This window comes from Methanolobus halotolerans (assembly GCF_004745425.1).
Classification (GTDB): domain Archaea; phylum Halobacteriota; class Methanosarcinia; order Methanosarcinales; family Methanosarcinaceae; genus Methanolobus; species Methanolobus halotolerans.
Genome location: NZ_PGGK01000005.1, coordinates 72,462 through 85,959, shown reverse-complemented (window position 1 = coordinate 85,959; position 13,498 = coordinate 72,462). Strand labels below are relative to the sequence as shown.

The 13,498-nt window shown below is 39.4% G+C and carries 10 protein-coding genes, 2 tRNA genes, 1 rRNA gene and 1 pseudogene; 10 read left to right on the top strand and 4 right to left on the bottom strand.

Annotated elements, in window-relative coordinates:
- Positions 1-112: 112 nt before the first annotated feature.
- From CUN85_RS06170 to CUN85_RS06155, 4 genes are all read left to right on the top strand, one after another.
- The gene (locus CUN85_RS06170) at positions 113-1,006 is read left to right on the top strand and encodes a DUF7289 family protein (protein ID WP_135389453.1); all 894 of its coding nucleotides are present in this window, start codon (positions 113-115) and stop codon (positions 1,004-1,006) included.
- A gap of 108 nt (positions 1,007-1,114) precedes the next feature.
- The gene (gene amrS / locus CUN85_RS06165) at positions 1,115-2,128 is read left to right on the top strand and encodes an AmmeMemoRadiSam system radical SAM enzyme (protein ID WP_135389452.1); all 1,014 of its coding nucleotides are present in this window, start codon (positions 1,115-1,117) and stop codon (positions 2,126-2,128) included.
- A 244-nt stretch (positions 2,129-2,372) separates the two neighbouring features.
- A tRNA-Asn gene (locus tag CUN85_RS06160) sits at positions 2,373-2,445 on the top strand.
- Between the two features lie 22 nt (positions 2,446-2,467).
- Positions 2,468-2,542, top strand: a tRNA-Ile gene (locus tag CUN85_RS06155).
- 407 nt (positions 2,543-2,949) lie between these two features.
- On the opposite strand, the gene CUN85_RS06150 is transcribed toward CUN85_RS06155, so the two are convergent.
- On the bottom strand, positions 2,950-6,333 hold the full coding sequence (locus CUN85_RS06150; RefSeq protein ID WP_167848811.1) for a GLUG motif-containing protein: 3,384 nt from the start codon (positions 6,331-6,333) through the stop codon (positions 2,950-2,952).
- Positions 6,334-6,618: 285 nt separating this feature from the next.
- Between CUN85_RS06150 and CUN85_RS13315 the strand changes: the two are divergent.
- Together CUN85_RS13315 and rrf are read left to right on the top strand one after the other, a co-directional pair.
- Positions 6,619-6,747, top strand: a pseudogene (locus tag CUN85_RS13315) (IS5/IS1182 family transposase); the annotation flags it as partial.
- Positions 6,748-6,865: 118 nt separating this feature from the next.
- Positions 6,866-6,987: ribosomal RNA gene (gene rrf / locus CUN85_RS06140) — 5S ribosomal RNA — on the top strand.
- Between the two features lie 123 nt (positions 6,988-7,110).
- On the opposite strand, the gene CUN85_RS06135 is transcribed toward rrf, so the two are convergent.
- Positions 7,111-7,770, bottom strand: coding sequence for a LysE family transporter (locus tag CUN85_RS06135; RefSeq protein ID WP_135389450.1), 660 nt, complete (start codon positions 7,768-7,770; stop codon positions 7,111-7,113).
- 95 nt (positions 7,771-7,865) lie between these two features.
- Positions 7,866-8,918: a polysaccharide deacetylase family protein gene (locus CUN85_RS06130; RefSeq protein WP_135389449.1), complete on the bottom strand. Its 1,053-nt coding sequence runs from the start codon at positions 8,916-8,918 to the stop codon at positions 7,866-7,868.
- Between the two features lie 679 nt (positions 8,919-9,597).
- Between CUN85_RS06130 and CUN85_RS06125 the strand changes: the two genes are divergently transcribed.
- From CUN85_RS06125 to CUN85_RS12975, 3 genes are all read left to right on the top strand, one after another.
- Positions 9,598-10,635: a GNAT family N-acetyltransferase gene (locus CUN85_RS06125; RefSeq protein WP_167848810.1), complete on the top strand. Its 1,038-nt coding sequence runs from the start codon at positions 9,598-9,600 to the stop codon at positions 10,633-10,635.
- Positions 10,636-10,836: 201 nt separating this feature from the next.
- Positions 10,837-11,637: a helix-turn-helix transcriptional regulator gene (locus CUN85_RS06120; protein WP_235856226.1), complete on the top strand. Its 801-nt coding sequence runs from the start codon at positions 10,837-10,839 to the stop codon at positions 11,635-11,637.
- 453 nt (positions 11,638-12,090) lie between these two features.
- A complete protein-coding gene (locus tag CUN85_RS12975; protein ID WP_167848809.1) occupies positions 12,091-12,240 on the top strand; it encodes a hypothetical protein in 150 nt (49 codons plus the stop codon).
- Positions 12,241-12,325: 85 nt separating this feature from the next.
- Here CUN85_RS12975 and CUN85_RS06115 read toward each other — a convergent pair whose 3' ends face one another.
- Positions 12,326-12,919, bottom strand: a complete 594-nt coding sequence (locus CUN85_RS06115; RefSeq protein ID WP_135389447.1) for a GNAT family N-acetyltransferase — start codon at positions 12,917-12,919, stop codon at positions 12,326-12,328.
- Positions 12,920-13,192: 273 nt separating this feature from the next.
- Here CUN85_RS06115 and CUN85_RS06110 point away from each other — a divergent pair, with 273 nt between their 5' ends.
- The gene (locus tag CUN85_RS06110) at positions 13,193-13,456 is read left to right on the top strand and encodes a hypothetical protein (RefSeq protein WP_135389446.1); all 264 of its coding nucleotides are present in this window, start codon (positions 13,193-13,195) and stop codon (positions 13,454-13,456) included.
- The last annotated feature ends 42 nt before the right edge of the window (positions 13,457-13,498 follow it).

Here is a 13,498-nt window from a genome sequence, read left to right as displayed (position 1 = left end):
AAAAGCATGATCAGACATGAAAATATATTCACGAAAAAAATCGAAATTTCATCTCACATTAATGCAGCACGGGAGAATAGTTGTTTCAGTCCGGCTATAAAGGAGAAATAATATGCCGGGAAGAATACTCAAAAAGTCCGAGTCTGCAGTTTCTTCGGTTGTAGCCGCAGTGCTGCTTCTTGGTATAATGGTCTCTGTTATTACAGTAATTAATGTTAGCTATATACCTGAATGGAGAACCGGAGCTGAACAGGCACATATGGATGAGGTGTTCTTTGATATGTCAAATCTGAAGTCGCACATCGATATACTCTCTGCGACCGTTAGTGGCCAGCCAGCGGGTTCGATATCCACCAATGTCCCCATAAGGGCCGGAGGCGGAAGCATTCCTGTAGTCAGCCCGGGCAAGTCCGGCGGAATGCTGAGTATCAACATGAATGAATTTTCCATGAGAATAACTGCAAGTGATTCAGTTGTCAATAATAGCAGCGGAGCTTTCCTGGAAGATCTGGGATCGATAACATATCGCTCAGATAACAGCAATTTTGTTGACCAGGAATACGGTTACGAGAACGGCGCACTAATATTAGCCCAGGGTGAGCTTTCCCTGATGAGGCAGTCACCTTCTATAGGGATTAGAAAAACCGATAATAGCACTAACATCACTCTGGATGTCAACGCTATCCGGATTCGGGGGCCTGTGCGAAGCATCAGCAGTAATTCCATTGAGGAAGTATATATCACATACGATTCCTCAAATACCCTTTATGATAACGAGAATCTTTTTTCAGAGCTTACTCTGAATATCGAGACCGAGTACCCCCGGGCATGGGAAATGTTCTTTGAAGGGGCTGTAGCAGATGCCGGACTGGAGGCAGGTGAGTATGTACTCACCTCCAATGCATCGGCTGTGGTGATCACAATAAAAGGGGCTTCTGGGGAGGACGTAAAGGCAAATATCAGGAAGAACGTTTTTGATGTACATTTGAACGTCTTTGAGAATTGAACTTCCTCTTAGTTCCTTTACCTTATCCTGGCTTTCATTCTCACAGTCGTATCTGTCTTCCAATACTCCCATATATGATACAGTCAATCTTTGTTATGGGGACACATTGTGATCAAAGAAGTGATGCTTTACGACAAGCTGGGCGAGAAGAAGGTCCATTGTAAGATATGCAGCCATAGGTGCAGAATCTCTCCGGGAAAGAGAGGGTTCTGCAGGGTAAGGGAGAACAGGGACGGTACACTCTATGCTCTGAATTACAATGTCGTTTCAAGTGAAGCGCTCGATCCTGTGGAGAAAAAGCCGCTCTTTCATTTCTATCCGGGCTCTCCGGTCTATTCTCTGGGAAGTATTGGCTGCAACTTTAAGTGTAAGCATTGCCAGAACTGGACAATCTCTCAGGTGGAGATAGATACATCAAATGCCGTGGAGATCAGCCCGGAGATGGCGGTGTCAAGGGCACTGGAGCTGGGAGCAAGGTCTATTGCCTGGACATACAATGAGCCGACCATCTGGTATGAATATACCTACGACTGTGCAAAGCTTGCAAAGGAGGCAGGACTTGCGACCATCTATGTCACTAACGGATACATAACTCCTGAGGCGTTCAGGACGATATCGCCCTATCTGGATGCTTTCAGGGTTGATTTCAAGGCGTTCAATGATGATTTCTATAAGAGGATAGCAAGCGCGAAACTCCAGCCCGTACTTGATGCAACGTTACTGGCAAAGGAGTTGGGCATGCATATTGAGATAGTCAACCTGGTCATCCCCACAATGAACGATGATCCGGGGGAGCTCAGAGAAATGTGTGAATGGATAGTACAAAATATCGGTGCGGATACGCCAATCCATTTCACACGCTTCCATCCTTATTATCAGCTGACAGACGTGCCTTCAACGCCCCTGAAGACACTGGAGATGGCATACGATATCGCCAGAGAGGAAGGCATGCGTTACGTATATCTGGGAAATGTGATGGGGACTGATAAAGAGAGCACATTCTGCCCTGGCTGCGGCGAACTACTGATAAAGAGGGGCGCATTTGATACTCTGGAATGCAGGATTACTGAAGATCAGAAATGCCCTGGCTGTGGAGAGCCGATCAATGTGGTCAATGGCTGATATGCCTGGCATATAAAGCTCAAATAATTAACTGGAAGATGTAACAGGCAGTAATTACATAATAGATTCTTAAATTCAACTCACCCCTATCTTTCCACTGGAACATATATTTTAAAAGATATATGATGCTCATCATAATGATGGTCGAAAGCCAGTCTTTAATCTCAAGCAAATGTAAAAGCAATCAAAAGGTTTAAAAGCAATAAGTGCATTAAGAAGATTCGCGCATTGGCGCCACGAAAGAGCCGCAATAACTCAGTTGGTAGAGTGTCTGGCTGTTAACCAGAATGTCACAGGTTCGAGCCCTGTTTGCGGCGCTCAAATTATCCTTTTCCTGATGGGCCTGTAGCTTAGCCAGGTTAGAGCGCTCGGCTCATAACCGAGCGGCCACCGGTTCGAATCCGGTTAGGCCCACTTAAAAATTTCATATAATTTTTTCTAAAGGCGGTTTTGAAGCTTTGTTCGCAGAAAAAAGTCACATACGTTTCGCCCATTTTTCGGACAACTCAAAGGAGTGACTTTAAGCTAAGTTTTCGTTAATGCTGATAAATATTATGTCAACAGTTCATATTAATTTTTTTGATAACGATTACTCAAGAATAAATGATCATCTGTATGTACAGTGAGAACGTAAGCATTCAATCTGTAATTGTACGCTGGAGTTTAAACGGTGATCTTCTTTAGTGTGAAGGACGAAGGTAGCAACCCCTTCATTATTCATGAGACTGTTTGACATAAGGACTTTTCATATTTTCCATTAGTAAATGCAAAAATGACGTTTTTCTGAAAAGTAAAAAGAACTCTGGCAAATACCAGAGTTTTCAATTTTCTTTCTTCCTAAAGGCAAGCACAAGTATTGCAAACAATACCAATACTCCTATTCCAATGAACAAAACCTGACCATTGTCTCCCTCATCTGATATTGGAACATCGCCAATAGTCTGTTCGGATGAATCGGATGTGGTATCTTCTTGCACAATATCTTCATCACTTTCTGATCCAAGAGTTACAACAGTTTTATCATCCATGTCTTCTTTCGTACTCTGAGACCTGTTTTGAAGCATCTGTAACTTGAGATAGGCGGGAATTCCGTCATCAGACCTGGTACCTGAATCGTATTCATAGTCTGCAGTCACTGCAAAGGGTGAGAATCCAGGGATATCCCTGACAATGAAATAGGAATAGGCAAAATCATTTCTGATGAGTTCAGGTTCATAGGATTGCCAGCCAGAAGTGCCCTTATGTTTCAGATAGACAGTATCGATGATCAAAGACCCACCACCAACATTATTCAGGACTTTGAATTCAATACTTCTGTTCTTACTTCCATCATTCACAAGGCTCTCGTTATTGAAACTGATGTCCAGATATTGATACACTGAATTTTTAGAGAAATCAATATCAGATTCATTGAGTGCCGAAGTATTCAGTACTTCGATCTTGATCTGAATACCATCGGTTTCATTGCTTGTATTGAATGACACGAAATCGATACTACATTCAATTCCGGTTTTCTCGGAAATCTGGTTGCTGGTATTGAAACGTACATATGATTCATTACCAGATGTATTAACTTCCGGAGTTGTATTGATAATCTGATCGATATCATCTGCATCTTCGGTGGATGAATTTGTTACAGTCCACTCCCAGGTGAATACATCAGTTCTGTCAATACTCTCATTGCTTACATGTGCGGAGATATTGTACACATCCATGAAGAAATCTTCCTGAGCAATGTACTGGCTGGTATTCACATTACAATAAGAAAGGTGGACAGAGTCATCGGTATTGTTGTTGTATAGTGTAACTCCGGATCCGTTCAACGGCGTACCATCAATGAACCATTCATAGCTGGAATACAATGTACTGTTGATACTGAAATTCATATCATCTCCATATTTTGATAAAAGCGCACCTTCATTTGGAGATACTGTATATGCTGGTTCATCTACAGCCCTGACATTGAGTTCTTTGCTGGAAGTTCCATTACTATTCTCAACGGTCAGATATACAGTGAAGTTGCCTGAACCAAATACATGTGAAGGGTTCTGGTCGGTGGAAGTACTGCCATCACCAAAGTCCCAGTTCCATGTTTGAACAAGACCTGATGAATGATCGGTAAATTCCACACTCAAAGGTGTATTACCTCTTGTTAAACTGGCCGAGAAGTCGGCGACCGGCAGAATTGATACGTCAATCACAACATCATCAGTACTGTTAATGTTCCCTGCAGCATCAACAAAAGTACAATTATAGGTTATTGAACTGACAAGTGTACCGGAATCACTTGCTGGAATGGAGATGTTATGTGTATAGTTTCCAGAATTTTCTTCCATCCGGTATTCTTCACCATCTACAGTGATGTTGTACGTTTCAACTCCGATGTTATCGGTAGCATTGAGTTTGATTGTGATGTTGTCTCCTGTGTTGGCTTCGGAAGGGGCAATTATTTGATTGATACTTGGGCTTGTGGTATCCAGTACAATCTCTCTTGTCGTCATTTCAACAACGTTACCAGCTTTATCAGATACAGTAGCGTTAAGTTGATATTTACCTTCTTCCAGATCCTCGAAGACTACAGAATGTGGACTTATTGAAGATACATTGGAACCTACAAGACCACTAGCATTGTATACAGCAATCGTTGAACTGTTCAGGTTTTCATCACTGAAAGAAATGTTACAAATGACAAAGTCCTGACTTAAATTCCCTTCATCCGTATCATCATTGACAGAGAGTGTGGGATTTGTGTTATCAATATGTATGTTAATCGTCTGGAATCCTGATAGACCATCTGCCGTTTCATTTTCATATGATTCCCAGGTTATGTTGTAAATTCCGTCTACCAGGAATGTACTGTCAAAAGGAACTGAATAATTGTCCTGCGGAAGATCAGTATAACTGGCAATATTACCCGTAGTATTATTCAGATAGACACTGGAGATATATGAATCACCGTTTGGATCGGTCACCGATGCATTCACAAAGAATATATCTGAAATATAGGAACTGGCTTCAGGTTTGGTTATAGATACATTTGGCGGGAAATTCGTCAGACTCAAAAGAGCCGGATATCCATCATTTATACCTCCATGGATGCCCCATACATCTGTGAAATCCCAGCTAAGATAAGTTGTGTGGGAATTATAAGGATGGGTCATGTTTTCTGTAGTTCTTCCATCTCCTTCATCGGAAGATGCTTGTCCTGATGTGTCAATGTCCCAATAACTTTGATCCACCACAGAACCATCAGAATTGTTACCAACAAGACCACCTACATAATTACTACCACTCACAGTACCTGTCGAATAACTTTGATTCACAGAACCATCATTATTTTTACCAACAAGACCACCTACATCTGTACTACCATTCACAGTACCTGTGGAATAACTTTGATATATATAATTATTATTTTCACCAACAAGCCCGCCGACATCATCATTACCAGCCACAGTGCCTGTGGAATAACTCGTGTTTATGGAACCACCATAATTGGTACCAACAAGACCACCGACATCAGAACTGCCAGTCACACTACCAGTCGAATAACTTTGAGTCACAACGCCAGAACCTTCATTCCAACCAACAAGACCACCTACATCACTATCACCGTCTACATTACATGTTGAATAACCTTGATTTATAGATGCATCCCAGTTTTCACCAACAAGACCACCGACATTATCAGTGCCAGTCACATTTCCTGTGGAATAACTCGTGTTTATGGTGCCATCACGATTAGTACCAACAAGGCCACCTACATAATTAGTACCAGTCACATTACCCATTGAATAACTCTTGTTTATGGAGCCACCACTATTGTAACCAACAAGACCACCTACATGATAATCACCACCAGTCACATTAGTCTTTTCAAGACTTACATTCGTAATGAAACTACCAGCAGTATATCCAAATAAACCGACATACCGCTCACCTGATCTATTTATTGTCAGATTCGATATAATGAATTCATTTCCATCAAAGGTACCAGTGAATTTATTTGAACTATCGCCAATCGGATCAAATCCATCACCAGTATTCCAATTAACAGTATCAGAAGCATCTATATCATTGATTAGAGTATAGTTAGCAGATAGGTCTAAACTCATGTTCTGAAGTTCGGCCACATTTGATATCTGATATGGATCCGCTTCTGTTCCGCTTCCCCCTCCAGAAAATGCAGAAGCAGGTGCAATCATGAGTAGAATACACAGAAAAGAGAGAATTAGAGAATATTTCGTGATTGGTACTTTACATGAGAAATCGGTGAATATATGGTTAGGGTTAGTAGAAAACATAAAAAGAATAATATATTAAATGTATTTAGTATTTCGTGACTTTTAGGAAGTGTATTTTTGGATGCGACACCTATAAAAGTATAAGATAGGCTCTGTAGAAAACCTATTTCCTATATAATTTAGGCCGTAATCGTTTAAAAAGGATAAAACCCCAAAGTGTTACTTGCAACGGAAAACACAAAGGGGATGATTAGTGTTTTGTCTAATAAGTACTTAAAGTTTGTTGATGCAGCGCTAGCTGCATCAGGAAATTCACATTTGGGGATATACAGTTGTAAGTATCCCAAAAGGAAATATACACAGCACCAGCTAATGGCACCTGGTATCTATTCGTGGAACTGTACCTGACCATAAGGTAAACTATTTATTCCATGATCTCCTTTGTGCACTTCTAATTCGAAGAATTTAGTCTCATTTAATAGTTGTAAATGAGTCTGGCGGCCATAGCGGCAGGGCAATTCCTGTACCCATCCCGAACACAGAAGATAAGCCTGCCCGCGTTCCATACTGTACTGAAGTGCGAGAGCCTTCGGGAACTACGGATCGCTGCTGGCTCACTTACTAATACTACTTATTACTGCTTTTTACGATTGTTATATGCATGCTTAACAAACGTGATCTTCTTGCTTGCGCTGATAAAATAGAAAAAAGGAATCCAACATAATGCTTTTAATCACTTCATATCATTGCAGCAGCGTTATTGTGATTTATAATGAAGAAGAACCCTATGGATGTGAGAATGATTCCGCATGTGTAGAGTAGTCTGCGGTGTGTATTGCGCGATAAAAAGTCATTACTTCTGGAAAATGAGGCAGATACAGCTATAAGGAACCCGATATCTGCAAACCAGTGACCGATGACAAAAGCAAGAACTGCAGATATACCTGCCATGTATTGCTGCATGATAATGGCACTTCCGGCTGTTAGCCACCAGAACAGGAAAGTGGGATTTAATGCTGATGTAAGAATGCCTGCTGATACGGGGCCGCCGGATATATCAATTTTGCCAGCCGAAGCAGGTATGTCTATTGTAAATGCTTCCTGTGCTTTCCTGATAATTATTATCCCAAAGAGCATCATCGCCAGGCCGCCTACTATGGCAATGTGGGACAGCATGTCCTCCATTATAAAAGTTGATGCTCCCATTATGATAAGCAGGATCAGAGCGCTTTCTACAATAGAGTGACCGCCAAAAACATACAATCCTGTTCTCCACCCATTTTTAAGGGATAATCCTATAGTTGCAAACATCATAGGACCAGGCACAATTGCAGCGGAAACGCCAATAGTGAATCCTAAAAAGAAAGCTGTGGCAAGGTTAAATGGATCTGTCACCATGGGGTCATTGTCTATATATAAAAGCTATTATATAAAGCAAAATCATTATAAGGAAATGTAGTAGACTGCAGATATTTTCTTAAAACTTCTCATCCTCATGGATAATCGATATCTGCACTGCTCCACCATTTATAAACATCCTCACAATTGGTGATCCATGCATTTTTTTGGTTACAATAATCAAGTATTTTCACATAGAGTTTTTTCCATTCCTTCAGGTGAGGTGAGCTGTAGATATTATTATGCCATAACAGCGTTATTATGCCATTATACTTCTCTCCGGTATCTATTATCTGCTTTGATAGCTCCCATGCCTGTCTGAAAGAGCCTGCACATTCAAAAAGCGCAACATCCATGATATTCAGGGGTATTTCTAGGATATCCAGTGTCTTTCCCGTGACTGGCTCATATGGCCAGAAAGGATGACATATGCCATTCCTGAAGCCTACGACATTGTTGTAGCCTAATGTAGTATCGTATTTGAAACCTGCTTTTGAGAGCATTTCCCATGAATTATTTATCTTCAGCCGTAAATAATGGTTCCTGAAACCTATGACAGACTTCCCTAGAACGTTCTCCAGTTTTTGCTTCTCCTGAATCATACTGTCATAGTTATCAAAGGAATAATAGCCGCCATGTAGTCCCACTTCCCAGCCTCTGTCAACAATGTCTCCCATATAAGTTCCGACATCTTCTATGTTGTATCTGAATCTCCTGGGATCTTTTTCTGCAGTCAGGAAGTAAAAAGATGACTTTGCACCAAAGGCCTCTTCAATATCCATGATTTGCTTGAAATTAAGGTATGGAGACCGTTCTTTACCATTAATCCTCCATAAACTGTGCTTTTTTAACTCTTTCAGGTCTGCATCTTTGACCGAATGGTACATCGATAGCAGTGTATGATGGAAAGGCGGATATATATCATCAATATCATGGGTAAGGCATACGCCGAACTTCTTCTCATCGGGTAAAGCTACTTTCAGGCCGTTTTCAACAAGTTTTCTGGAAACATCTGGTAAAAGGATGTCCTTCATATCATGTCTTTTAAGGTCGCAATAACTGTCCACGCATGAATGCTGGCCGAATTCATCACCTTTGGAAGTGAATCTGTTCCACTGTTCTGAACTGCGTTTTATTGATTCATACATATATTATACCCAAAATATGGTTTTATGTTCCAGCGATAAGCAGACTCCTTTTTAGTGTATATTTTATTTATATATTCCACTTCTGGGAATCTTCCTTATGCTTGAGATTGACCTTTAATGAACTCTTAAAGTCTGTATCAGATCATGTATTTCTTCAAGCCGGCAAATTTATGAAGTGTATAACAAGATAGGATGCATAAATGAAAAAGGTGCCTGTTATGACAATGTTCACAACTGTGTCAATATTTTCGCTACAAGCTAGTTTAGTATTAGCATCCATAGGCAATTTTTGTCAGATTTATATCCTGTATCAGTCAGATTCTATTACAATTTCTGTTCTAAAGATATGAATACCTTTCCATCTTCTAAGGTTCTTTATTCATGAATGTAGTTTTATCCTGTCCAGGAATCACATACTTTTTGTATGGGCGGGTAAATGTAAAACTATAATAAGCATCATTTAACGCTGTTTACTCAAAAGATTATTAAGTGAGGAATTGAATAGGGAGTTGTAGTGTGAAAATATCGGATATCTGATTGCGGATACGCCGAAGTATTAATCAAGCTCTATCCGCAAGAAGTCCGTGTTTTGTTGGCCTTTGGGGAGGCTTAAAGCACGGAGCAGAGTTTCTTTAAAGTATTTAAAATCTATCTTTTGAGAGGAGTTATGGGAAACGTGATGCAAGTATTAACTATGAATGATGCACAGATGTGGGATGATTTCGTAGATGAGAGCCCTTATGGAACCATATTTCATAAATGGGGCTTCTTGAAAACAATTGAAAAACATACGGGGCACGAGTTTCTTCCATATACTCTGTACGAAGAAGATACGTTAGTGTGTATATTCCCTGCTTTTATAAAGACTAATTATGGAGTTAACGTTATACTTTCTCCTCCTCCGCGCACAGGTGTACCTTACATGGGGCTGGTGCTGAGTTCCGAATATGATGATCTTACACAAAGTGGTAAAGAAGTCCGCCTGAGGGAGATCATAAAACTGGCCACAGAAAAATTCGAGGGCTTCTCTCCGATATATATATCAACCCAATTAATTCCTGCTTTTAGTGATATCAGGGAGTTCAAGTGGAACGGCTATTCAGTAGAACCGCTGTTCACGTATTATATTCCTACTGACATCCCGTCTGATGAAATACTAAAAGGTTTCAGCCGCTCAACAAAGCGTTTGGTAAAAGGGATAAAGAATAACAAATACGACATGAAAATGATTGAAAGTACGGACTTAACGCTTTTTTGTGACCTGCTATCAAAAAGGTATGAAGAACAGGATATTAAGGTGCCTATTGTAGGTATTGAATATCTTGAAGACCTCATGAAACTATACCCTGAGAATATCAGGCTATATTATGTATATGACGAGAATGGTAACGTAATAGGATCAAATGTTATCACTATGTATAAGCAAAAAATAGTTTCATGGCTGGGTACCCCAAAACCGGATGTAAATCTGCCGGTAAATGAATTCATCTTCTGGGAACTGATCAAGATATCCAGAGATAAAAATAGTATGTTTGAGATTGGTGGCGCTGACACTCGACATCTTTGTTCTTTTAAATCACGTTTCAATCCACTCCTCGAAACAAATTACAGGGTCTTCAGGCGCAAAAATCTGGGAGTTGTGGCAGAGTGGGTCTATCTCAATATATATAAAAAAAGGAGTTCCCGCATACGAAGACAAACTTCGGATTGGACATAATAGTTTTGAGATAACTACTCTGATATCAGGAGTTATGAGTGAAATGGCTTGATTGATAAATAGTAAATATGTGTAAAGAATAGGATTCTAACCATAAATTAGATAAGTAGTCTTTCCAAATTAGCATGAATTTAACATTTATAGATTATTACACACTATCTATTATATTTTCCGATGTAGTTCACGACAGGATGTGAGATATTGGTTAAGAAAGCATTACTTGACGTTATGTTTGCCTCCGCTAAAAGGAAGCATACACTCTTACTGTTAAAGGATGGTCCCAGGGAGATTGAAAGTCTTCTCCATTCTCTTGAAACTACCAGACAGGCATTACTCCCGCAATTGAAAATACTGGAAGAATCGTATCTTATAGGCAAAGAGGATGATGCTTACCGGCTGTCAACTATTGGGGAGATGATCGTTGAGAAGATGACACCCTTGATTGAGACGCTGGATGTGTTGGATACTAATATCGTCTATTGGGGAGAGCACAACCTCAATTTTGTTCCCCCTCATCTGTTAAAGAGATTAAAGGAATTACGTTCCTGTAAAATTATAACTCCTCCCCTTACAGAATTATATGAGATTAACAAAGATTTCTTTAAACAGTGTAAGATATCAAAATCTATAACTCTTACATTCACATTTCTATATCCGAACTTTCCGGAGATATTCAATGAATGGATCGACAACGGGGTTCATGTAACTTTTATTGCCAGCAAGGAACTCTTTGAAAGAATAAAGCTAAACTATGCAGATGAGTTTAGATCATATCTTAATAGCGGGTTATTTGATATATTTGTTTATGATCATACCACACATTTTACCACACATTTCGTTTCTTTCGGATATAATGACCACTGCGCCTTTTTCAGGTTATTATCGAAAAAAGGGGAGTATGACAATAAACAACTGATGTGCTGCAGTTCCAGTGCGGTAGAATGGAATAAAGAGTTGTGTGAATATTATCGGAACAGATCTACTCATATCACCGAAATTTAAGAGATTATTAAAAAATGCACTATGATTCCTGGCTGAGAATAAGCAAATTTCAAGATTATGTTAGGCGAACTTTCTGTATGCATCAGGTACTCTATTAAAGATATCTGTGACTGACTATAAAGTCCGGGTCTGTTTTTCAATATTTTCCCATGATATTTTAAAACCCTGATTGAAATTGTTACTTTATTAAAATATAGTCAGTTAATTAAAGATAACATCTTTTGTAGGATTAAGAACAGTTCTGGTTAAATAAAGGCAAGTTCTATTAGTTTGCGAGTAGGGGTTATTCGCAAAGTATGGGAGTGTAGTTACGAAGTATACAATATTTCGCATCTGCAAAGGGGAGAGGCAGCGAACATGACAGTTCTTCAGATGCCTCATTATGTCTCCTGACTTCCAAGTGTTATAATCAATCCATATACAGGGGAGAATAACATCAGGTCATTAGACACCATGGAAAAAAGAAGTGACTACGAATATGATAGGTCAGGTATAGTTAGAGATTATGACGATGATGCTGACTATAAGCCCATTCTTCAGGGAGTGGTCAACACTCGCTGCAATTATGACGGTGCCAAGATCGAAGGGAGTCTGGAAGAATGAATGAAATTGTAATCTTATAATAAATTTTACTTTTTCAAATATAATTTTTACCAATTAAGCAGGTTTTTCGGTAAGTTTTTTTGATTTATGTACTAAAGCGATCAAATCTGATCTCCATCTTATAGCACTTTTTTCCCGGGCCACATATATTCGGCAATTCTTCAGTTATCATGAATCCTACTTTTTCGTACAGGTTAATAGCAGCTTCATTATCCGTTGCAACGTACAGTATAATATGATCAATTGAGTTCAATCGCATTTCAAGTATGCTTTTTTGTAAAAGCTTGATTCCTATGCCCTGTCTCCTGCATCTGTTGTCAACTGTAAATGAATAAAGTGTGGCTGCTTTCTTAAGTCCGGAGAACGACAATGAAGGCTTAATATAATAAAGACAATAGCCTTTGGCCTCATTGTTGTCTGTATATACATACGTTGTCTTTTTAAAAAACAGGGCATATTTTGTAAATCGCTTTTCGTTTATCTCTGAAAAATTCTCGTTATACAGTCTCAGCATGCCCTTAAGCATTTCATCACTTACGTTAGTAACATGATTGTCTGATACTGTGGCCCAGTTCTGTGTTACAAGGCTTCCCATTATGAGTTTGGAAGCAGTAACTGACTGTCTTTTGCCTACATGGATTTTCCAGATGAATCCTCTTATAAGTGCTGCTACTGTCATATCTTATCAGGTTTTATTAAATTAAATTGTGAGTTCAGATATTGTTGACACTTGCCCGAGTTAACGCTGTTAATAGTTACATGTGTCATTTTATATTAAATTACTTGCGATAACATTGTTAAATACAAATGTTTATCTCCCGCCGGAAATCAAAGCATAATCAATAACTGTTGAACTATATTGAGACAACGAGTTTTTAAGCGAAGAAGTATATACCTATAAAATGGCCTGGGATAAATACACCAGACCTGTTAGAAAAAACGGAGAATTAGAATGAGTAAATTTTCAATTGGCACAGAAGGCATCGTTATTACAGACATCAATGGCGACGCGATCTTTGTTCCTAAAAATTATATTTCGATTTTAAAAATGGAACTTGAAGGTATCGATTCCGACAACCCCTTTGGTACTATGTCAGCATTCGGATTCATAAATATGAGTTTTACTGAGTCCGGAGTTCATATTGCTGACGACAAGGAGGGGGTATTCTTATCAAAACAAGATGCGGATAAGCTTATTGAGGTATTGAAGGATTAAACTGGCAATGGAGATTGCTATATCTACTTAACGGCAGCGGTA